The sequence below is a fragment of the Hwangdonia sp. genome (assembly GCF_048381975.1).
GTDB classification, from domain to species: Bacteria; Bacteroidota; Bacteroidia; order Flavobacteriales; family Flavobacteriaceae; genus Hwangdonia; species Hwangdonia seohaensis.
Genome location: NZ_JBLWYT010000004.1, coordinates 36,238 through 58,629, shown reverse-complemented (window position 1 = coordinate 58,629; position 22,392 = coordinate 36,238). Strand labels below are relative to the sequence as shown.

General features: G+C 36.2%; 17 protein-coding genes. 8 read left to right on the top strand and 9 right to left on the bottom strand.

The features are described from left to right. Window positions 1-110 precede the first annotated feature (110 nt). Entirely contained in the window at window positions 111-764 is a 654-nt protein-coding gene (locus ACN5J7_RS08420) for an N-acetylmuramoyl-L-alanine amidase family protein (RefSeq protein ID WP_418603560.1), read from the top strand. A 91-nt stretch (window positions 765-855) separates the two neighbouring features. Here the strand turns inward: ACN5J7_RS08420 and ACN5J7_RS08415 are convergent, their stop codons facing one another. From ACN5J7_RS08415 to ACN5J7_RS08390, 6 genes are all read right to left on the bottom strand, one after another. Then, complete coding sequence (locus ACN5J7_RS08415) at window positions 856-1,974, bottom strand: hypothetical protein (RefSeq protein ID WP_418603559.1); 1,119 nt, start codon at window positions 1,972-1,974, stop codon at window positions 856-858. Window positions 1,975-2,016: 42 nt separating this feature from the next. Next, the gene (locus tag ACN5J7_RS08410) at window positions 2,017-2,673 is read right to left on the bottom strand and encodes an ATPase (protein ID WP_418603558.1); all 657 of its coding nucleotides are present in this window, start codon (window positions 2,671-2,673) and stop codon (window positions 2,017-2,019) included. Next, the gene (locus ACN5J7_RS08405) at window positions 2,657-3,337 is read right to left on the bottom strand and encodes a hypothetical protein (RefSeq protein WP_418603557.1); all 681 of its coding nucleotides are present in this window, start codon (window positions 3,335-3,337) and stop codon (window positions 2,657-2,659) included. Before ACN5J7_RS08405 ends, ACN5J7_RS08410 begins: the two co-directional genes overlap by 17 nt. Before the next feature lie 6 nt (window positions 3,338-3,343). Next, the gene (locus ACN5J7_RS08400) at window positions 3,344-3,625 is read right to left on the bottom strand and encodes a helix-turn-helix domain-containing protein (RefSeq protein WP_418603556.1); all 282 of its coding nucleotides are present in this window, start codon (window positions 3,623-3,625) and stop codon (window positions 3,344-3,346) included. 270 nt (window positions 3,626-3,895) lie between these two features. Continuing rightward, window positions 3,896-4,735 carry an RteC domain-containing protein gene (locus tag ACN5J7_RS08395; protein WP_418603555.1) on the bottom strand — a complete coding sequence of 280 codons (840 nt, stop codon included), beginning with the start codon at window positions 4,733-4,735 and terminating at the stop codon, window positions 3,896-3,898. A gap of 33 nt (window positions 4,736-4,768) precedes the next feature. Further along, window positions 4,769-7,165, bottom strand: coding sequence for an aminotransferase class I/II-fold pyridoxal phosphate-dependent enzyme (locus ACN5J7_RS08390; protein ID WP_418603554.1), 2,397 nt, complete (start codon window positions 7,163-7,165; stop codon window positions 4,769-4,771). A 655-nt stretch (window positions 7,166-7,820) separates the two neighbouring features. Here ACN5J7_RS08390 and ACN5J7_RS08385 point away from each other — a divergent pair. From ACN5J7_RS08385 to ACN5J7_RS08375, 3 genes are all read left to right on the top strand, one after another. Next, window positions 7,821-8,804: a helix-turn-helix domain-containing protein gene (locus ACN5J7_RS08385; protein ID WP_418603553.1), complete on the top strand. Its 984-nt coding sequence runs from the start codon at window positions 7,821-7,823 to the stop codon at window positions 8,802-8,804. A gap of 102 nt (window positions 8,805-8,906) precedes the next feature. Continuing rightward, window positions 8,907-9,341 carry a MauE/DoxX family redox-associated membrane protein gene (locus ACN5J7_RS08380; RefSeq protein WP_418603552.1) on the top strand — a complete coding sequence of 145 codons (435 nt, stop codon included), beginning with the start codon at window positions 8,907-8,909 and terminating at the stop codon, window positions 9,339-9,341. 82 nt (window positions 9,342-9,423) lie between these two features. Then, on the top strand, window positions 9,424-9,681 hold the full coding sequence (locus tag ACN5J7_RS08375; RefSeq protein WP_418603551.1) for a DUF6520 family protein: 258 nt from the start codon (window positions 9,424-9,426) through the stop codon (window positions 9,679-9,681). Between the two features lie 80 nt (window positions 9,682-9,761). On the opposite strand, the gene ACN5J7_RS08370 is transcribed toward ACN5J7_RS08375, so the two are convergent. The 3 genes from ACN5J7_RS08370 to ACN5J7_RS08360 are packed head-to-tail and all read right to left on the bottom strand — an operon-like array spanning window position 9,762 to window position 15,690. Then, window positions 9,762-11,135: a TlpA family protein disulfide reductase gene (locus ACN5J7_RS08370; protein ID WP_418603550.1), complete on the bottom strand. Its 1,374-nt coding sequence runs from the start codon at window positions 11,133-11,135 to the stop codon at window positions 9,762-9,764. 52 nt (window positions 11,136-11,187) lie between these two features. Further along, entirely contained in the window at window positions 11,188-12,621 is a 1,434-nt protein-coding gene (locus tag ACN5J7_RS08365; protein ID WP_418603549.1) for a RagB/SusD family nutrient uptake outer membrane protein, read from the bottom strand. A 15-nt stretch (window positions 12,622-12,636) separates the two neighbouring features. Next, a complete protein-coding gene (locus ACN5J7_RS08360) occupies window positions 12,637-15,690 on the bottom strand; it encodes a SusC/RagA family TonB-linked outer membrane protein (protein WP_418603548.1) in 3,054 nt (1,017 codons plus the stop codon). A gap of 854 nt (window positions 15,691-16,544) precedes the next feature. Here ACN5J7_RS08360 and ACN5J7_RS08355 point away from each other — a divergent pair. From ACN5J7_RS08355 to ACN5J7_RS08340, 4 genes are all read left to right on the top strand, one after another. Further along, window positions 16,545-16,790: a helix-turn-helix domain-containing protein gene (locus ACN5J7_RS08355; protein WP_418603547.1), complete on the top strand. Its 246-nt coding sequence runs from the start codon at window positions 16,545-16,547 to the stop codon at window positions 16,788-16,790. Window positions 16,791-16,952: 162 nt separating this feature from the next. After that, the gene (locus ACN5J7_RS08350; RefSeq protein WP_418603546.1) at window positions 16,953-19,997 is read left to right on the top strand and encodes a type I restriction endonuclease subunit R; all 3,045 of its coding nucleotides are present in this window, start codon (window positions 16,953-16,955) and stop codon (window positions 19,995-19,997) included. Then, the gene (locus ACN5J7_RS08345) at window positions 19,990-21,240 is read left to right on the top strand and encodes a restriction endonuclease subunit S (protein ID WP_418603545.1); all 1,251 of its coding nucleotides are present in this window, start codon (window positions 19,990-19,992) and stop codon (window positions 21,238-21,240) included. The genes ACN5J7_RS08350 and ACN5J7_RS08345 overlap by 8 nt, the downstream gene beginning before the upstream one ends. Next, a complete protein-coding gene (locus ACN5J7_RS08340) occupies window positions 21,237-22,391 on the top strand; it encodes an AAA family ATPase (protein WP_418603544.1) in 1,155 nt (384 codons plus the stop codon). Before ACN5J7_RS08345 ends, ACN5J7_RS08340 begins: the two co-directional genes overlap by 4 nt. Window position 22,392: the final 1 nt, after the last annotated feature.

The window sequence follows — 22,392 nt, the reverse complement described above, 5'->3', positions numbered from 1 at the left end:
AAGATGAATAAAGAAATTCAATAAACTTTAACGTCAATTCGTGTTAAACTTTTGAAGATTATTAAGGAAGTGATTGATTTCTTGAATATTGTGTAATCTAAATGATTCTTATGAAGGCATTACATCGATTTACATGGGTAATATGTTGTCTGGTTTTTCTAAATCCTTGTTATACACAAAACGGTAAAGACAAAACCAGGAACCCAATTATATTGATTGATCCTGGGCATGGAGGAAATGATGCTGGAGCAATATCCATAAATGGTATAAAAGAAAAAGATATTGTGCTGAGTATCGCTTCTAAAATAGTTGAGCTTAATCATAAGCTTTATAAAACGCCTTTGAAAATTTTCCTTACTAGATATTCAGACACCTTAGTGTCTCTTGCTGATAGAGTTCGATTAGCCAAGAAACTAAAAGCTGATGTTTTTATTTCGATACATTGCAATCAAGCTATAAACAGAACAGCATCAGGAACAGAGGTTTTCATTCATCCTAAAATTGAAGTGCAAGCTAAAGAATCTGCCTATTTAGGATTCACAATACATAGAGGTTTAGCAGATTTACTAGGTTTTAAAAAACGAGGAATAAAATATGGCAATTTTCAGGTGTTACGAGATAATGACGATAGTGGGGCAACTGTTCTTTTGGAACTTGGGTTTTTATCTCAAACCGATGAGTCGATATATTTATCCAAAGAGACGATACAAAACGCTGTTGCCTTGATTATACTTCAATCAGTTATTAAATTTTTGGAGCTATGAGTAGGTTGTATTTAGAGTTTGTAAAGAATATTAGGGAAATTATGATAACCATATATCGCCATGTAGTAAAGAAAAAACAGTAGAAGATATTTTAAAGATCAATATTACCCCAAACCAAAGGATGTTCGCTAGCTGCCAAATTTTTATTGGTAACCGACTTGTAAATTGACCATTGGGGGCGTTTATCTGGCCACATCGCTTTACGGTTTAAACCGCTATCAGTCATTTTATCAAATAGCGCAGGAGAGAAGAGCATATAATCTTTTTGTTTTATGTTAACGCCCATTCTGTAGGCGCCTAATCTATGATAGGTGGCGTCTTTTCCTATATCGATATCTACTTCAAAAGTGAGATGTTTTGTTATGTCTTTTAAGTCGGTATGTTGAATTAAAGGAGATAAGGAATCACAATAAGAAGGCGCATTAAATGTTCCAGCTATTATAATGTTTTTCTTGCCTTCGGTTTTAAGTTTCGTATAGACTTCTGCAATACTAATAACTTGTTTCTTTCTATTGTTATCGGATAGATTTCTATCTTTTGTTGGTTTTTTTAAATAAGCATTTAATAACCAAATGGTTTCTTTTGATGGTGTGCTAATTTCATATTCGATTAAATTTTTGCCATTGTCATTAATTGTTCCATTGATATTATATGTTCTAACAGCATCGAGACTGTAGCCTTGTCGCAAGGCTATTCCCATTTCTAAACCGTTCATATTGTCGCTTTGAATCACAAAGGAGTGGGTATAGGATTTGCAATTAAATTTGGGTAATATGAGCTGGTTGAAATCCTCAAAAGATGCTCTGTCTTCAATTTCTTGTAGCAGTAAAATATCTGGATTTACATTAGCGATAACTTGTGCTTTGTGTTGCGTGGCTTTAGAATGTATAGGAACGGTTTGAATTTCTATCCAGCCATTCCAGTTTGTGAGATCACTTGCTTTGTTTGCAACGGAATGGTTAAGTCCTTTCATATAAAGAAACCCTGCTTTTCTTTGTAAAACAGCGTAAGGTCTCGGACTTGATTTTTCAAAACCTATTAAAAATGAGAGCTCCCTTATTCGCTCTTGTTGGTTTTGAGACTTAGAATTTTGAAGCATGAGGGTGTCGAGTTCTTTTATCCAATCGGTTAGATTTTTCCCGAATGGTTTCTCAATAAGACTTTTATCTCTATGGAATAAGTTCTGGATATTTAACGTTGCTATTTTCATTGGAATAATATTTATTTCGTTTCCGTAAAAGGTGGAAACCTGTTATTTTCGTTTATCGACGGTGTCTTGATCAAATGCCACGAGGTTGAATAATTCTCGCATGCGACTACGGACCCTATTACCGTATAAATCTTCTAATTCTTCGGCATTAAGGTTTGTGGTAGCATGTGTTTTCATCTTGTGATCTATGAAAAGCTCATAACGTGAAATCAGGATTTCGCCCATAACGTTGCAGTCTTTACCGTAGTGTCTTCCCATAGGTTCAACACCTAAATCATCAAAACAGAAAAACTGTTTACAGCCATAATCCTCAATGGTTTTATAACCAATATGATTAAAGCCGAACACGATATTTCTAGATGGAATTAGGATATATGGTTTTTGCAATGGAACGATATGTTTTAGCAATAACATTAAGCTCGTTTTGCCACAACCCACTGGCCCGGAAAGTAAAATGCCTTTATCTGGATCTATCTCGTTCTTTTCGCAATTTTCTTTGTCCCTAATAAAATAATGGCAGAGTTTTAAAATGATAGCATGATCATCGTCATAGATTTTAAAACCGTTACCAAAAAGCATTTTTCCTTTAGCATCGAGATAGATTAAAATTTTTTCAAAATCGTAAATGACTTCTTTCCCATTAAACGTCCCGATGGAATATGTTATGTTGTTTTCGACAATTTTACAGGGGTTGACCATAATCTTTGTTTTTTCTGGTTCGCAGATTGTCCTTTTTTTGAGGAACTGCAGATGCAGTTTCAAATTCATTGGCTTTAAGCATCCAATTACTTGCGGTAGCATGCCAATCTTCAATTTTTATTTTACCACCAATTTTCCAACCGATACCTTGGTAGTGGTTGTAGAATTTTTTGGCTTCATTATTTGGCCATTTTTTGTTTTTAAAAAAATCAATGACTTCAAATTCATTTTTTGGCAGCTTAGGTTTATTAATGTTTTCTATTTGTTTATTAATGTTTGTATTAGGTATCAATGCTTGTTCAGTACTTGTTTGATGCTCGTTTACAACTTGCTCCTTACTTGTTTTAAACTCATTCACAAGTTGTTCAGAGGTTGTACCGAAATTGAACAACTTAATTTTACTGCCTTTATATGGATTGTGAGAAGGCATATATTTTAGATATTTCCATTTATCCATCTGCTTTAAGCAGCCATGATAAGTTGCTGTCGAACCAATTTTTGAGAGTTCCATAACTTCTTGTCTGTCAATGTAGAATTCCTCTGGAAATCGATTGATATTCCAAAATTGAAACAAGGCCATATAAAGACTGACATGGGTTGTGTTTAGCCTTTTGTCTTCGTAGAATTTTTGAAATACAGCATTGAGATGTGTTATATAATTCATACATCATTAACCAATTTTATGATGCACTCGATTATTGTCCATGACCTTTTTTATTTCTTCAGACTCATAAAAGATGATACCACCAACTTTAGTGTAGGGTAGTGTGCCATTAATACGAAGATTCTGTAAAGTGCCTGGACTAATTTGAAGTAAGTCCATGACTTCTGAAGATTTTAAGTATTTCTTCAGCTTTCCTTCTACTTGTTTATTTAAAAGTTTTTTGATGTCATCGAGCAATTCAATCTTGAAGTCCCTTAGATCATCTGGTGTAATAATTGAAACTGGCATTGTAGAACTATTTTTGGAAAAGGACTACTATTTTGCATTAAGCTTAAATAATAGCCCTTGACCTGATTTGACTTCCGTTCTACAAATCTTAAAAACTATTTTAAGTTGCCATCTATACCCAACCCCAAGTTGGGTCGCTTTTTTTATGTTAATTATGTTAAGTTCTGATGGTAAGTAACAAGTGATTATATAAAGCCAAAGCATAAATCCCTTTAAATTATATGGCTACAATCTTTTTAAATAAAACCCCAACTTAGGGTTGGGTTGGGATTACGCATCGGCTTCTTTAACCCGTTGGTTGAGAAGCTCAATAAGCTTATCCAAAAACTTGGTTTTACTACATTTTCGAGCTCTAATTTCAATAAATGTATGGTAGTAATGTCCAAGATCTATATTGAACAGATGTTCGAAAGCTGATGCCAATTGTTTAATATCTGCTGTTCCACTGTTAATTGCCCCGCTGCAGTCCAAGGCATAAATTAATTCGATCAATTCTGTCTTGCTTCCGGTCCAGAAAAGTTTAGATGTTTCCCTCATTGTATGTGTTTTTATAGTATCCTTATCCGCCTCTAATTTTTCTATTTCCTGCTTTAGATATACAATCAGCATATCAAAAGCTATTATAGTAGCTACTGTGCTATCTTGACAAGTTGAGAACTGCTCGTCTATAAAAGCGTGAAAAGATTCTGTTGAAGACCGCAGGTCAGATTTTCCACGAACAAAATATTGTTCGTCCAAGGTCGTTGCACCTCTGCGATAGTAGTGATAGAACTCTAAATTATCATTAAAATAGAGTTGAAGTTTGTTTATTTGATTATTTAAATATTTAACTTGGAATTTAGAACTGCTCCTGGGGCGCTTGCTTTCAATATTAAATAATTTAACATAATAGATAAGCTTACTGAAGATTTGTGGCTTGACATGTTTAAAAAAATGGATTTCTTCTTGAGTAGAAATAAATCCTTTTTGAACGACTTCATTTCGGAGTTTTTTAATGCATGTTTCTGTATGAGCAATGCCATTTTCGGCTTTGTGCAAAATGTCTTTTTCACAGGATTCCAAGGATTCCAACTTGGTTTCAAATTCTAATATTAATTCTTGATATTTCACACATAAACAAACCTTTGCCTCTTTATAAAGGCATCATTCCATTATACCCATAAGTTCCATGGTATAGTTGTCAGCCGTTTGTATGTAGGCATACTTTTGTTCAACCGTAGCTCCTAGTTTTCTTTTTTCAAAAAAAGCGGTCATTCCCAAATCAATACGCCTGTATTTCAAATCAATGGCTCGTTTGATCGTTTGATATAACAACTGTCTATATGTATAAAATTCACCGAGATAAATATAGTCAAGACCTACAAAAGCAGGAACATACGTATGGTTTCCATTATTGTAACAAAGCATAACCCCAATGATTTGATTTGGGTTTTCTAACAGGCTAACCATAATGAATTCCCAATTAGGATGCTTTGACATGGACTCAAACAATTTATCAGGAAAAGAAAAGGTGTTCAGGCCTAAATTATTTTGATGTACGTTGGCATAAAGCTGTTGAATTTGTTTTAATTGTTTTTTGTTGCATGTTTTTAAAACTTCAATCTTTAGCAAAGGTTCATATTCCAGGATTTCCTTTCTTAAATGTCGTCTATTTCTTGATGATAACTTTGTTATAAAACTTTCCATAGTTTCATTGACCTCAATATTAATTTTACAAGAATTTGGCATTTGCACTCTTACAAAACCTTGACCTTGAAAATAGGGATGTAAGGTGTCTTGCTCACAAAAATCCCTAATGACTACCATTTTAGCTTTAAAACGTTCTTCCAAAATCTCGATGGATTGCATTAGCGTATCTAATGCCTGTTGCATTAGGGGGTGATTCTCATCAATGAATAAATGATCTCCTTCAGTAAAAAGCGACCCTATACTCAGTACTTTGGATGTTAAGTAATAGGGGTTTGTTTTTCTTTGTTCTTCAATAATCTCTGAAGCGCTTACTTTAGCCAGCATATCATCTTTCCATAAACCAACGGTTAAAAACGTTGATAAAATAGGGTTGTGCTCTTGATCAAATATAATCATATAATGGAACGTCCAATTATGCTCTTTTAAAACATTGTCACTAAATACCTGTTCCAAGAATTTAAGCCCTTCCCAATCATAAACACCGTGTTTGCCAACACGATCATTCCATAGGGTTTTATCAATTTTCAAAATAGAATCTTCAATTTGAACTGTTAAATTGGTTTGAGCTTTATCTTCTGCTTTTGATTTTACCTCTAACTTAAAGGCTTTGCAAACCCGTTGCATATTGGTATGGGTGTCTTCTAAGGCTTTTGGGAAATGATGTACCATGGCGGCAACCAAATCCTTGATTTCAGATTTCTTATTATGTCTGGATATCGTGATACGCACGCCCGTATTCTTAACCGGCACTGCTGGAAATATCCCTAGGTTGACATAAAATCCTTCTCTCATGAGTCGGCTAACAAAATTGTAGCCTGTCTTGGGCATTCCTGTTCCTATAAAAAATACCGGAGAGTTGTTTTTATCTATAAGGGGTAAATCGGTCACTTGTAATAAGCTGTTGAAATATTGGACACGCTCCCTTAAATCATTTTGAATTTCATAGATTTCGGGTGTTAAATGAATTTTTGCAGAGGCAGTTGCTGCGGCAACCGAGGCTGGTTCTAATTGTGCTGAAAATGTCAAAGGACCTCCAAAGGTTTTTATTTCATGGTACATTTTTGTATTGGAACAGACTAGTACCGCACCACTGGCGCCAAAGGTCTTACTGAGAGTCCCAAATAGCAAAATATTTTCAGAAAGTTCATCAAGTTGACTAAGTGCATAGCCTATTCCATTTTTTCCTATCCAACTCATCCCATGGACATCATCAATATAAAGGTATAATTGTGGATATTTTTCACATAAGTTTTTTAAATCCCTTAACGGTGCGAAATCTCCGTACATGGAATAGATTCCATCTGCCATGTACCAGATTCTTTTGTGTTTATCAGAAAGTGATTTTATCCTATCCTCCAACATGTTCAGATCGTTGTGCCGTATCATATCTATGGGAACACTCCGGTTCTTTAATACCTTGGCAGCACTTTGAACGCTCCAGTGTACTTGATGGTCTAATATTATGGCATCCTGGTCGCTAACTGCATTGGGGATTACGCCCATATGTCCCAAAGTACTGTTTTTAGTAACTATTACAGGGTTTTGGTACATCGCTGTCAGTTTCTCTTCCAACTCCTTATAGAGGGGGTTGGAGATGTAGGATTTAGAAAGCGGAAACTGAGTACCGTATTTAGTAATGGCATCAATCGCTGCTGCTTTCAATCTGGCATCTTGTTCCAGTCCCAAATATCCCGTAGTCCCAAAATGAAATAGCTTTCTGTTATTGATACCAATGGTTCTTCCCGAAAAATCGTCACCTTCGGCATAGAGATGCATGACCCCTTCCTGTTTTGCGTCTGTGAAAACCTCGTTTACCGTGTACAAAAAATTGTTGTGTTTTATTTTTGCCATTAGATTTATGTTTTTAATGTCATATAATTTAAACGAATTTGTAAGACTTTGAGGATTGCACTTGTCCATAATCCCTAAGAGTCAACTTTTAATCCCCAGTGGGCAAACAAAACCCCTTGATAAGCTTGGCAAATCGATAAAAGGAAAGTGATAGTCTTGAATATTTTGTAAGTTTATCTTGAAAAACCAGTTTTCTAGAACATGCGGAATTATTTCGAGAACGATTATACCTCATACAGGTTCCACGATGGTGTACTGCATATTGTTTACCATCAAGGGGTTATCGTCAATTTGAATGCGGCCGTACAAATTGTTAAGGACAGGCTACTTTTACAGGAGGGTAGAGCCTTCCCGATTTTATGTGATATAAGGGGTATTAGAGAAATCAACAAAGCGGCAAGAGCTTATCTCGCCGTGGAAGGCTCCATCTTGGTCAAGGCTGTTGCCGTGATCGTAGAGCCCCCGGTATCTAAAATGTTATCCGAATTTTATATTCGGACCAGCAAGCCACCCATACCGACACAATCCTTTGAACATATAGAAGACGCTCTGGTTTATTTAAAGGAATACATGGTGTGATTACACCATTAAGTCAAGGCTATATTCCGACAAAAAAATGTCTCTCACACCGATTTATAAACTTTAAAACTCGCATGTGGGTCGTCGTAAAAAATATAGAATAAAGCACATTAACCGAATGCTCTTGGAGATGGCTTCCGGAAATTTCTTTTACCGGCTTGAACGTACTTCCAATAATGATATCTTGGAGGCCATCGCTATTTCACTTAATATGTTGGCAGAGGAAATTCAGGAAACCATGCTGCACCAAGGATATGTTAATGTCAACGACACCTTTATACAACTTGTACAAATGAGTTTTGTTCTCGGAAATGATGGGGTTATTCAAATGGTAAATCAACAGGCATGCAACATATTATCATTTCGGCACAGCGACATCATTAAGAAGTCATTTACCGATTTTTTAGATGCCCCTTCGAAAGTGTCCTGGCAGAACCTATGGGAAAGGCTACATAAAAGTGCATTGAGTGACCATGCCATAAGACTGACCTTTAAAACCCAACAAAATCTAGTGCTACCGAAAACCTGCTATATAACATCACTTAAAAACAATAACAATACCCGGGGGAGCACGCTCATAACCGTTGTCCAGCATGCCCATAGCCAGGAAATGATTGAGAATGAGTTAAGACAACAGGTCATTCGGTTTTCCAATCAACAAAAGGATAATCAAGTCGTTACAACAATGTTGCCTGAAAAACCAAAATTACGTTTGAGTTTTAACGATATCCGCAAAATACGGGAAGGTCGTGATATCATTATGAACAATCTGGATAAAGAACTACCTTCGTTAAAGTTCTTTGCCTTACAATTGGGAACCAATGAATTTAAGTTAAAATATGGCTTTAAGCAATTGTATGGCACAACGGTGTATCGTTTTTTGTTACAAGAACGTTTGAGAAAATCAAAAATGTTGATTCAATATAGTGATCATTCGATTAAGTCTATTGCAAATTTGACCGGCTTCAAAAGCTTGTCGCACTTCTCCAGGACGTTTAAAAAACGTTATGGTTACACGCCTAGCGATCTGCGTAAAAAGTCAATTAACACCGATAGCTAGACTATAAAAATGGGTTTTTTCTAAATAAATCCCTTATGGTCAAAAATATATCCTTTAGATAAAATATTAACTACGGAACTTTACCATATCAAACTAAAAGATATGCGGGTTTCAAAAAACATATACCAAATTATAGCAAAATTTACCAGTTTACTGTTTTTGGTATTGTTTCTTTATGCGGCCATAAGTAAGCTGCTCGACTTTGAGCATTTTAAACTGCAATTAAGTCGGCATCCACTGATTTCACCCTTTTCACTTTGGATCGCCTATGGAGTTCCCGTGATAGAACTGATCATAGGCATTCTATTACTTTACCCACGTTCACAATTATTGGCTTTTTATGCCAGTCTAACCCTAATGAGCCTGTTTAGTATTTATATCGCTTGGGTTTTGGGTTTTAGTGATGCCATACCCTGTTCCTGCGGTGGCATTTTAAATACACTTGGATGGAAACAGCATCTCATTTTTAACCTAATGTTTATAAGTCTTGCGCTCATTGGAATTCTATCTTTAAACAAACAAAAGGAATATCACTGACATAACCATACTACGTAGTTTCAGGGGAAGGTCGAAAACCTGTACAAAAAGAGTAGGCCATTAATTTTTAACATCAAATATTATGAAATCTAAATTTTTAAAATTCGTTTTACCGGCATTGGCCATTTTATTGGCGGTAAGCCTATCGTTTGCCACGATCGATAATACCCCCAGTCAAACAGGGTATTATGATGACCCCTTAATTCCAGGGGTGCAGTCCATTTCTACAGATTGTGAGAAAGATGCATCTACAATTAAATGTACTTACCAAGGTTTTCAGTTATATGATACCGATGACCTTGACAACACCCCCAATAATGAACTTGAAAAAGTGCTCTAATTGGATAGGTGGATATAAGAATAAGGTGTCCGAAGGGACACCTTATTTGACTAACTCAAAAGCAAAGCCACAAAGATGCATTAATGATTCTTTGTGGTTTTTAAGTTCAGATATTTACGAATCAAGGGTTCTAAATCGTCCCGTTTTATATTTTTTTCCACCACGCTTCCATTAGTGTCCAATAACCATAATGTGGGTAAAACTTTAATGTTATATAGCGAATGAAAACTTACCGTGGCATCTTTACCCTTATCCAAACGTTGTGGCCAATCAGCACCAGCTCGTTTTAATATTTTTAATATGCGTCCTTTTGAACCATCACCATTATCCGCTATACCAATAATTTCAAATCCCTGATTCTTGTATTTATCGTATAACGCTTTTAAATGGGGCATGTCCGCTATACATGGTGGACAGTATGTGGACCAAAAATCTATCAGTACAACCTTACCTCTTAAATCCGTAAGATTGACCTTTTTACCCCTCATGGCTGTGAATTCCATCTCAAGCGGTGCTTCCGCAGGCTCACCCTCTAAATTATTTAAAGCATCTAAATTGGCTTTAAGGGTTTTGTATAGTAACTTGTGACCCTTGCCCAAAGCCCCACCATCCTTTAACTTTGTTAAAAAAGCCTCCGAATACGCCATGGATAAGGGAGGTGCATAACGATGGATGTCATCTAGTACGGCCTTAACATATCTTGCCAATCGTTCTGATTCGGGATACTCATCCAAAAGGCCATTTAAGCGTATGCGAAACAATTCCCAATACTGCGACTCAAAAGCCATCCAATAATCTGATTCCATATCATTTTTTGGTAAATATTTATGTAAGTATCTAGCTTGGTTGTAATCCCGATTAAACAACCAAATCGCCACTTTTGCCTTACGCTCTAAGGAGGTGTTTGAAGCCAAAATTTGGGCAACATAATCATTTCCTTTTTGCAGCCAACGCTTTTTAGCCTGTATATCAATTGGTAGCCTACGATATGCCCAATGGGTGATTTTTTTTGGGCTTTTGGCAGGGTGTTTGGACAGTAGCTTATTTTGGCTTTTGGTCATTTTTTCATTAATGAATATAGGCCTGAAATACGTACTTAAAAACAAACTGAGTGCTTTATCGTAATGAGGATCGTTCGGATAAGCATCTAAAAAAGCTTCTGCTAATTCAGAACGCTTAGTATACAATTTATCTTTATATTTTAAATACACCAGAAAGCTTGAATTTTCAAGACTATCACATTCTTCTGGAATACAGAAAAAATTTTTCATATAGTCCAAGTGCTTCCAATCGCTTTCTGCGTTTGCTTTTAAGATGATACTATCATTTAATACCGAATCCGTTTTTGCGCTTTTTTCCTGTGAACAGCTTTGGGAAATGCTGCCCATACAGACCAGGAGCAAGAACCCCATTTTGGTCATGGCACGTTTTATTTTATGCTTTTTACGTTTCATGTGTTATAATTATTTTTTTATGTTTTATTGCTTTTAATTAATGGCCACTACTTTAATACCCGGGGTTTTGTGGTTTAAGATTGGGATTTGCCAACAGGTCCGTATCGGGAATGGGCAAGAGCACATGGTTGTCACTCCAATTGGTTTTTATAGGCTGTAATATTTCTGAAGCTCGCCCTGTCCGTTTTAAATCGAACCAACGCTGTCCGTGTTCGGTAAACAGTTCAACTTGTCGTTCTTTGATAATAGCATCTAGCACATCGGTCAGGGTGGTAACTGTTTTATTGCCCAGACCTGCCCTTTGCCTTATGGTATTTAAGTCCTGTAGGGCACCGGAAATATTTCCCAAGTGCGCCCTGGCCTCGGCACGGATAAGATACTGTTCTGACAACCTAAAAATTATGGAATGCTCCAAGGATGATGTGGAGGTATTGATGGTTTCTTTGTATTTATGAGCATAATATAAGGTCGTTGAGCTATCAGTACTGGTAATTTCCCCAACCCAATGGGAGCGTCGTAAATCTCCGGGCTCGAAAGCTTCCAATAGGTTGTTGGTAAGCGCATAGCCACGGGTTGGTAGGAATGTAATGATTAAAGCCTGCCCTTCTTGCGTATTTATAATGCCGGATTCCTTGGGCTTAAATTGCCAAAGGGTTTCCATGGAGTTTTTTAGAAACACCTGGTCTATGTCGGGTTCTAAAGTATGGGCAGAAATTAACGCGCTAGCTGTTTCCTCAGCCTTTAACCAATTTTCAGTATACAGATAGACCCTTGCCAATAAGGCATTCGCTGTCGATTGATCGGGTATTACCCGTTCTCCAGATGTATGGTTCTCCAATAGCCCCACGGCTTGGGTCAAATCGGATACAATGAATTCATAAACCGTACTTAGTGGCATTCGGGATACCGAACCGCTCTCAGAATAATTGGTCGTGGTGATATAGGGGATATCGCCAAACAAGCCGGCCAATAAGCTATGTAAATAGGCACGGATAAAAAGAGCTTGTCCTTTAAACTCATTTTTTTGGTCAGCTTGCAACAAATTGGATTCCTCTATGCCTTTTATAATATCATTGGCTGCATATATCAGGTTATACCCGTGGCGCCACCAATTGGATACGGTCCCATCGGATGCTGTGAGGTTGTGGTCATACAGTTTTAAGGAATTACTGTTGAATCCATAATAATCCAGTTCATCGGAATAGGTTCCTATGGCAATGCTCATCCCAAAAGTTCCCGAGATCAGTCCCTGTTCCCGCATCTTATAATAGATATTGGCCAATGCCGATTTAACCGTTGCCGCATCTTCAAATACGGTTTCGGTTATCAATACATTATCGGGGGCATCGATGTCCACAAAGGAGTCACAGGAAACCGTGTTAAAAACTAAACCACAAACCACCAAAAATTTTACGGTGATCAAATGGGGTATCAATAAATTAGAGCTTAATGCCTTTTTACAGGTTATGTATTTTATAAGTTTCATCTTGTTGTTTTTAAATTAAAACCCCAGTTCCAATCCGAGGGTGATTTGTTTTAAGGGAGGCAAAATGGTATTAAAAGGTTGTTCGGGGTCTGCCCCGTCATAACTAGTAACAGTCCATAGGTTTTGGCCTTGCAGATATATACTTAGGTCTATACCATCGTTTATATTCGGCACCTTATAGCTTAACGTCAGGGTTCTAAGGCGTATATAAGAGGCATCGGATATGGCAGCATTACTGTTACTCTGGTTCTGACCAGCTTCGTCTGCTCCAGGAAAGCGCCCAAAGGTGGCACGTTGTATTGGACTGACATCCCCTGGGTTTTGCCATCGATCATGGAATTGAACGGGACCGTTTCCTTTAAAACCTGCTGTAGCGCCACTAAGTAAGCTATTATAGCCCTTTTGCTTTTTAAATTGAAAAAAGAGATCCAAGGACAATTGCTTGTATGTTAGCGTATTTCCCATCCCGCCATAAAATTTCGGTGCCAAATCTTCAAACCATAACCTGTCATCCAATCTAGTGATACTTCCATCATCGTTATAATCTTCAAATTGGTACAGTCCGGAATCCGGATCTACCCCTAGGGCATGATATAAAGGGACTTCCGTTAAGGGCTTTCCTATTCTATATCTATTGGCAAACGCAGAGCTTTCCAATCCCGGAAATTCTATCAATTTGTTCTTGGGAACGGTTATGTTCAACGTTGTGGACCATTGCAAGTGCTTGTTTTTTAAATTAAGGGTTCGCACATCAATTTCAAGACCCGTGTTCTCTACCGTGGCATCAAAGTTTCCCGTTAAACTCTCAAAACCCGTAGTGCTTGGTAATGGAATGCCGATAAGCTGGTTGGAAGAACGGTTTTGGTACCAGACCGTGTTTAGAAGTATTCTATCCTTAAAAAATCCCAGTTCCAGAGCCGCTTCCAGTTTTTTGTTTTCTTCCCATCTAAAATTGGGGTTAAAAAGACCCGTGGGCTCCAATACGGAAACACCGTTATAAAGGAAACCGGTCGTGTTATAAGTGCTTAAAAACTTATAGTCACCAATATTATCGCTTCCGGTTACACCATAGCTGCCCCGGATTTTGCCAAAACTGAGTACCGTATTGTTCTTAAGCATGCTTTCGTTTGAAAACACCCAAGCCGCACCCACGGCTCCAAATTGACCGAACTGTTTCCCTGGGCCAAAACGCGAAGAGCCATCGTGACGCCCGGTCAGGTTAAGGATATACCTGCTTTTGTGATTAAAGTTGATCCTTCCGAAAAATGCCTGATAATTATATCGGTAATCGAGGTCTTGAAGCGCTTCAAGGGTCTTGGCCGCGGCAAGGTTCATTATCAAATTATTGCTGGAAAAACCAGTGCCTCTTTGTACCAACATGTTTGAGGCTTCCTTTTGCCATGTGCCGCCCATTAAAACACGCACTTTGGTAGAGCCCCAATCCTTTTGCCAATGTACTTGCGGCTCTATTATCCAAGACTGTCGATGTGCATTATTGGTGGTGAGCGATGAAATGCCTGAATCAAAACCCTTACTTGGGTTAAATGCAGAACTGGGAAAGGTAATATATGATTGTAACCTGTAATCATTGAAACCCAGATTCGTTTTTACCTCTAAATTAAAGGGCAGTTTATAGGAAAGTACGGTGTTGGCTAACAACGTATGGCTCTTTACGTTGTATTTCCGTTTTAATGAGGCCAAAGGGTTGTCCCAAGTATTGTTTTCCCAATTCAGGTTGCCAGCATCATCATATAAAGCAGGCGCATTGGGTTCGAGCGTATTTGCTAAAGATGTAAAATCTGCCAAAGGCAATTGATTATTTTCTGAGGTATAACTTGTTGAGGTATGAATCTTAAAACGATTGTCTTCAGATTGATGATTTATATGGCTATGGCCGGACGTTTTACTATAATTCGAATTCCCCGGAAATACCGTCGTTTCGTTTTGATGCCCTCCACTTACTAAAAATTGTGTTTGCTCGCTACCCCCAGAAACAGAAAGTTGGACATTGTTCCTATAGGCTGTACCGCCTATCAATTCTTTTTGCCAATCGGTATACCGGTTTTGATCCCAAGTTTTAAGCTCGGGCCAAACAAAATCGAGAGCGGGATTTTCTAAAAAAGCGCCTAAACCATCATTAACAATACCCTCACGACGCACTTCCAAGTACTGTTGCGTGTTCATTAATTCTACAAAGCGGGTAACCTTGCCTAATGAGCTGTTAATATGGGCTTTAAATTGTGTTTTCCCAACACCTCCCTTTTTGGTGGTAATGAGTACGACACCGTTGGCGCCTCGGGCGCCATAAATGGCCGTGGCATCGGCATCCTTTAGTACTTCGATGCTTTCTATGTTGGTTGGGTTGATGGCGTTTAAAGGACTTACATTGCCTTGATTGATACTGGACGACACCAAATTGGATTCCAAACTTTGTGAGCCATAGGGCACACCATCCACTACATAAAGCGGATCGGTTGGGCCATTAATAAAGTTTTTACCACGAATTTCTACGTGGTAACCGCCTCCGGGAACCCCTGTAGTTTGTACGATATTGACTCCCGATAGGTGTCCTTGCATGGTCCCTAATGGATTGTTAACGGGTTGCTTTTCAATGGTTCTTGCCTTTATCTTGGCTATGTTTCCCGTACGCTCTTTGTCTTTTACCCTGTAATACCCTGCATTAATGGTAACCGTTGCCAATGACGTAACATCTTCTTGTAACTGGATGTCGATTTGGGTTTGGTTATTAATAAAAATGGTTTGCGCTATAAAACCAAGTGCCGAAAACACCAAGGTGTTGTTTGGGCTTGCGCTAACAAGATAAGAGCCATCAAAATCTGAGACCACACCATGGTTGCTGTCTTTAACTTTAACATGAACTCCAGACAACGGTACTCCTTGAGCATCTGTAATGGTTCCGCGAACCTCAAATTGTGCGGCTATTAATGGGGCTTTTAAGGGGCGCAACACAGGGTCTGGCGCAAAGGCATGGTGATTTAAGGGGGCAAGTACTAAGCATAAAGTAAAGCATAGCAGGAAACCATACTTACTTATATAATTATTTTTCATAATTTTGAATTAAGTTGAACATTAGTTTGTTTAATTAGTGTTATAAGCCTCCTTTGAACCCGCAAAAGTTATTTTAGGAGGCTTTTATGTTTTTTTAGTGTTTATCCATAGGCAATTTTGGCTTTATAGGTTGAACTTTTTTTAGATGGCTTCCAGCAGCCCTTTGCTGTGTTTTTATTAGTGAATTTTTAGTTTAGGAAATGACTAATTCAATCACGTAAAAAACAAAGGGCTTTTGAAAGCACGGGTACTTAGCTATTAAAATATCCTAGGGTCGGATGCCATTAAAAAAGTATCATCGTGTGGTTATGGGATAAAAAAAGGAAAGTGAGAACCGACAAAAAAGGTGTAACGTGAAATCCCATAACAAAAAGCTATATCGGGTTTTTAGGTTTTTTCTTAAAGAGAATATCAAACACCGTAACCCCATGAACCGCTTTAGGTTGTAAAGGTGCTACTATTTTTGGTTTACAGGCAAGGGTATGTGGCATGCTCATTTAAGTTAAAACCCTGCAATTCTAAAAAACATAAAAACAATGCTAAGAACCGTTGAGTTTTAACCTAAATGTAGGATGCAAAAAGGCGCGGAACTCAGCTTATTGCCATTGAGGTACTGGTATACCGAGCAACAATAAGTGAGCCCACGCCCTAAGACGTGAGCATCTTACTTATCATCTCGTTGCAAAAATTACCAGTTTTCAATGGCGAGATTCTAAGCGAATGCTTCAATATTTTATTTGAAGAATCGCAAATGTATTAATTCTGAGACCAATATATAAAATTATTTTAAGTGTTGGCACAAAAACCAACAAATTTTTTTATGAATCTATAGAAATTGCTGTAAAATCAATATAATGTGCACCGATTTAGGAAAGGATGATTTTAAACTGCTGTTTGGTAATAACCTAAACCGGATCAGGGTATCTAAAAACCTTAGCTTCAGAAAACTTGCACAGCGCTGTGATATAGATTATAGCAATTTAAATAAAATCGAAAAAGGTAAAATAAACATTTCCCTATCCACTATCCTAGAATTAGCCAAAGGCTTAGATATCCACCCTAAAGAATTGTTCGATTTTGAGATTGACGAGGATAATTAGCCACTTATCACCTTTTAAATATTAAAATTAATAGTAATTTAGACCTTTAGGAGGCGTTTTAGCTTTTATTGTGGTAAATTTGGCATGAAAGCAATTTCGGTAAACAACAAGAAAGCAAACAAAAATACCTGCCATTAAAAAAAGTGCACCCAAGATTTAAACTTGGTTTGTATTATTCCAAATGATGTAATAATAAGGATTGATACCATAAATTTAATGACCAAAGAGCAGCAAATAGAAGACGGATTAATCGAAAGATTATCCGATTTAAAATATACTTACCGCAAAGACATAAGGACGAAGGAGGCTCTAGAACAAAACTTCAGAGAAAAGTTTGAAAAGTTAAATAGGGTAAATTTAACAGATTCCGAGTTTAAAAAACTTAGAGAAGAAATAGTAAACCCTGATGTTTTCAAGGCTTCAAACTATTTAAGGAATACCAATACATTTTCAAGGGAAGATGGTACACCGTTACACTATACGCTTGTAAATATTAAAGATTGGTGCAAAAATGACTTTGAAGTTATTAATCAACTCAAAATAAACACAGATAACAGCAATCATCGTTACGATGTTATTTTATTAATCAATGGTGTTCCTGTTGTTCAAATAGAATTGAAAACCTTGCAGATTAGTCCTAATCGAGCAATGCAACAAATCGTTGAGTATAAAACCGATCCTGGTAATGGTTATACCAACTCATTAATGTGTTTTATGCAATTGTTTATTGTGAGCAACAAAACAAGAACGTTTTATTTTGCTAATAATAACAATCAACATTTTGCTTTTAATGCAGATGAACAATTTTTGCCTGTTTATGAATTAGCGAGCGAAGACAATAAAAAAATAAGTCATTTAGACGATTTTACAGATAAGTTTTTATCAAAGTGTACCCTTGGTCAAATGATAAGCCGTTATATGGTATTAGTTGCTAGTGAACAAAAAATGCTAGTAATGCGTCCTTACCAAATTTATGCGGTTAAAGCAATAGTAGATTGTATAGATCAAAATAGAGGGAATGGCTATATATGGCATACTACGGGTAGTGGTAAAACATTAACATCCTTTAAAGCTTCTACACTATTAAAGGAAAATCCTAATATTGAAAAATGTCTATTTGTAGTTGATAGAAAAGATTTAGACAGACAGACACGAGAAGAGTTCAATAAATTTCAAGAAGGTAGTGTTGAAGAAAACACGAATACCGAAACATTGGTACGTCGTATGTTATCAACCGATTATGCCGATAAAGTAATTGTAACTACTATTCAAAAACTAGGTTTAGCACTCAATCAAAATAGTAAGCGTAACGTACAGCAAAGAGAAGAAAACAAAGAAACCTATTACGATAGGTTAGCACCCTTAAAAGATAAAAGAGTAGTGTTTATTTTCGATGAGTGTCACCGCTCACAATTTGGCGACAATCACGATGCAATAAAAGAGTTCTTTCCAAAAGCACAATTATTTGGCTTTACAGGAACACCAATTTTTGAAGATAACGCTACTTATAAAACTATTGAAGGTAACGAAGCATCTTATAAAACAACTACAGATGTTTTTCAACAAGAATTACATTCTTACACCATTACGCACGCTATAGAAGATAAAAACGTATTACGTTTTCATATCGATTATTTTAAACCTGATGGCGTTGTAAATATTGGTAGCGATATACATAAATTAGCAGTAGCTAATGCAGTAGTCAATAAACACGATAAGGCTACAAACGATAGAAGATTCAATAGTGTTTTAGCTACAGCTTCAATTAACGATGCAATTCAATATTATGCTATTTTTAAAGAATTACAGGCTCAATTAATTGCTGAAAACGAAGACTACAAACCTTTAAATATTGCTTGCGTATTCTCACCACCTGCCGAGGGCAATAAGGATATTAAACAGCTGCAAGAAGATTTAGAGCAAGAAAAGAAAGATAATGAGGTAGAACCGAATAAAAAGAAAGAAGCCTTAACTGAAATCATTAAAGATTACAATACTCAATACGGTACAAATCATACTATAACAGAGTTCGATTTATATTATCAAGACGTGCAACAACGCATAAAAGACCAAAAGTATTCTAACAAAGACTATCCGCATCAAAACAAAATTGATGTTATGATTGTGGTAGATATGCTCTTAACAGGTTTCGATTCTAAATACCTAAATACCTTGTATGTAGATAAAAACTTAAAATACCACGGTTTAATACAAGCGTTTTCACGTACAAACAGGGTAATTAACGATACCAAACCTTACGGTAATATTTTGGACTTTAGGCATCAAGAAGAAAGTGTGGATAAAGCAATGGTATTATTCTCTGGTGAAAAAGTAGATAACCCTAAAGAAATCTGGTTGGTAGATGCAGCACCAAAGGTGATTGAAAAATACGAAAGGGCAGTACAGAACTTAAACGAGTTTATGCAATCTAAAGGTTTAGACTGTTCACCTTCAGAAGTTAGTAATTTACGTGGTGACGAAGCACGAGCAGAATTTATCAACACCTTTAAAGAAGTGCAACGTTTAAAAACGCAATTAGACCAATATACAGACCTTGAAGAACAACAAACAGAAGCTATAGAGGCATTATTACCTATTGACGATTTACGTTCCTTTAAATCGGTATATTTAGATAAGGCTAAACGCTTAAAAGCACAACAAGACAAAGGCGGTGATAATGTACCACCAGAAGTTGAGCAATTAGATTTTGAGTTCGTGCTGTTTTCTTCTGCGGTGATTGATTACGATTATATCATTGGTTTAATTGCCAAATACACGCAAGACAAACCATCTAAACAAAAAATGACACGCCAGCAGCTAATTAATCTACTAAGCTCTAGTGCCAATTTAATTGAAGAACGTGATGATATTATAGAATACATTAACACGCTTGAAGTAGGGAACGGTTTAACAGAAAAAGACATAAGACAAGGGTATCAAAAATATAAAGACGAAAAAGCAGAAAAAGAACTACGAGCCATTTCTGAAAAGCACGGTATTACAACCGATAGCCTAAAAGGCTTTATTGCCGAAATTATGAACCGTATGCTGTTTGATGGCGAAAAGTTAACCGACTTATTAGCACCTTTAGAATTAGGGTGGAAAGACCGCAGAATTAAAGAATTAGCACTTATGGAAGACTTAGTGCCATTATTAAACAAACTAGCCCAAGGGCGTGAAATAGCAGGGTTAAATGCTTATGAATAAAGAAAAACAAATAGTACCTGAGTTACGTTTTCCTGAGTTTGAAAAGGATGGGGAATGGGAAGGAAAATCTATAGATAAATTATCAAATAAAGTTACAGCCGGAGGAACCCCTAGCACTAAAGAAGATAAGTATTGGGGTGGGAATATTAGATGGATGAACTCTGGGGAATTAAATTTAAAAGTAATTTACGAAGTTGATGGAAGAATAACTAAAGAAGGATTAGATAATTCCAGTACAAAATTAATACCTGTTGATTGTGTTTTAATTGGATTAGCAGGTCAAGGAAAAACAAGAGGAACTGTAGCAATTAATAAAGTTGAACTCTGTACTAACCAATCAATTGCTTCAATCTTTCCAAATAAAAAGGTTTTTGATAGTACGTTCTTGTACCATAATTTGGATAATAGATATAAAGAATTAAGAGAGTTGTCAACAGGTGGAGAAGGAAGAGGTGGTTTAAATTTAGGTATTATAAAAGAAATAAAAGTACCTATTCCCATTAGTCTAAAAGAACAACAAAAAATAGCCAATTGTTTATCCTCTTTAGATGAAGTTATTAGTGCAGAAACCGAAAAGTTAGAGCTATTACAAGACCATAAAAAAGGTTTGTTACAACAGTTATTTCCACAAGAAGGCGAAACACAACCTAAATATCGTTTTCCAGAGTTTAAAAATGAAGGGGATTGGGAGGAGAAAGAACTAAAGACATTCTTAGAGTTTCAAACTGGTTTTCCATTTAAGTCCTCTGGGTTCAATAAAGAAAATAAAGGTATTCGTTTAATAAAAAATAGAGATTTAAAAGCAGATGATAGGATAGTTTATTTTGAAGGCTCATACAATGATGATTATCTAGTTAATGATGGTGATATTCTTGTTGGTATGGATGGTGATTTTTCGCCAGTAAAATGGAATAAGGGTTTGGCGCTTCTTAATCAGCGAGTTGGTAGAATTAGAACTAACAACGATACTAATGATTTTATTTTTCATTTCTTATCAATTCATTTGAAAATAATCGAACATAACACACCTAGTACCACTGTAAAACATCTTTCTCATTCTACGGTTGAAAAATTAAAAGTACCTATTCCTTCTACAATTAAAGAGCAACAGAAAATAGGTAAATGTTTATCGTCTGTAGATAATTTAATAGAAGCCCAAACTCTAAAAATTGATAGGCTTCAAACTCATAAAATAGGCTTGTTGCAACAATTGTTTCCTAATATTAATGATGTTGTGGTATGAGTAAAAAGTTTGAAAAGAACATAAGCGATATTGCAAATCAGTTAGTTGGTCTAGAAAAAAATATAAACCTTATTTACGCATTTAATGGAACTGGTAAAACTAGGCTATCTGTTGCGTATAAAGATGTTACTAAAACTAATAATGGTGGCAGTCATTCTGGTGTGTATTACAATGCTTATAGTGAAGATTTATTTAATTGGGATAATGATGAAGAAAATAATGGTGCAGATATAAAACTCAAACTTGCCAAAAGCAGTTTAAATCAATTCCACCCTTTACTAGATGAAATTAACCTACAAGATAAGTTAGCATCATATCAGCCTAAATTTGATTATAGGTTTGAGTACTTCGATGAATTAAATGATGGTATTAAGTACATTAGGTTTTATAATAAAAAAGAAGATAAAGAACCTTTAGAAGAACCTGGGGGTGAAGTGCAAAAAAAAGAAGATAAGAAAGAGGAAGAGGAAAAACCTATTAAAATTTCAAGAGGAGAAGAGCAAATATTCGTTTGGTGTTTCTTTTTAGCTTTGTTTGAAGTTGATGGATGGACTGGAGAAGATAATCAATCGACACATTTTTTTATTGACGATCCTGTTTCTAGTCTAGACGACCATAACATTTTTGTTACAATATCTTCTCTTGTAGATTTAATAGATAAGCATTTCAAAAAGAGAAAAATAATAATTACAACCCATCATATTGGTTTCTTTTCTGTGTTGGCAGATTGGTTAACGAGAGGAGAAAAAGCATCACGTTATCAGGAGCAAGTAGATATTTACAAGTTAAGAAACAATAACGGTACAATTCAATTAGTTGGCCCAAGAAAGGAAGTCTTTTTATATCATTTAGAATTATTAAGGGTAATAAAAGAAGCTAAAGATAAAGACGAAATATATGTGTATCATTTTGCTTTGTTAAGGCAAATATTGGAAAATATTAGTTCTTTTCTAGGTGTTAGGAATTTTTCTCACGTTTTAAAGGAAATAGGTTTTTCAGATGCAGAAAAGCAAGCTCAAATAGTCAATATTATGGCTCATAAATCAGTATTTAGATATGAACTCAGAGAGCCAGTACCAGATAATAAAAAGCTGATAATAGAAATATTTGAAGCAATACAGAAAAAATATAAATTCGTTTTACACGCATAAA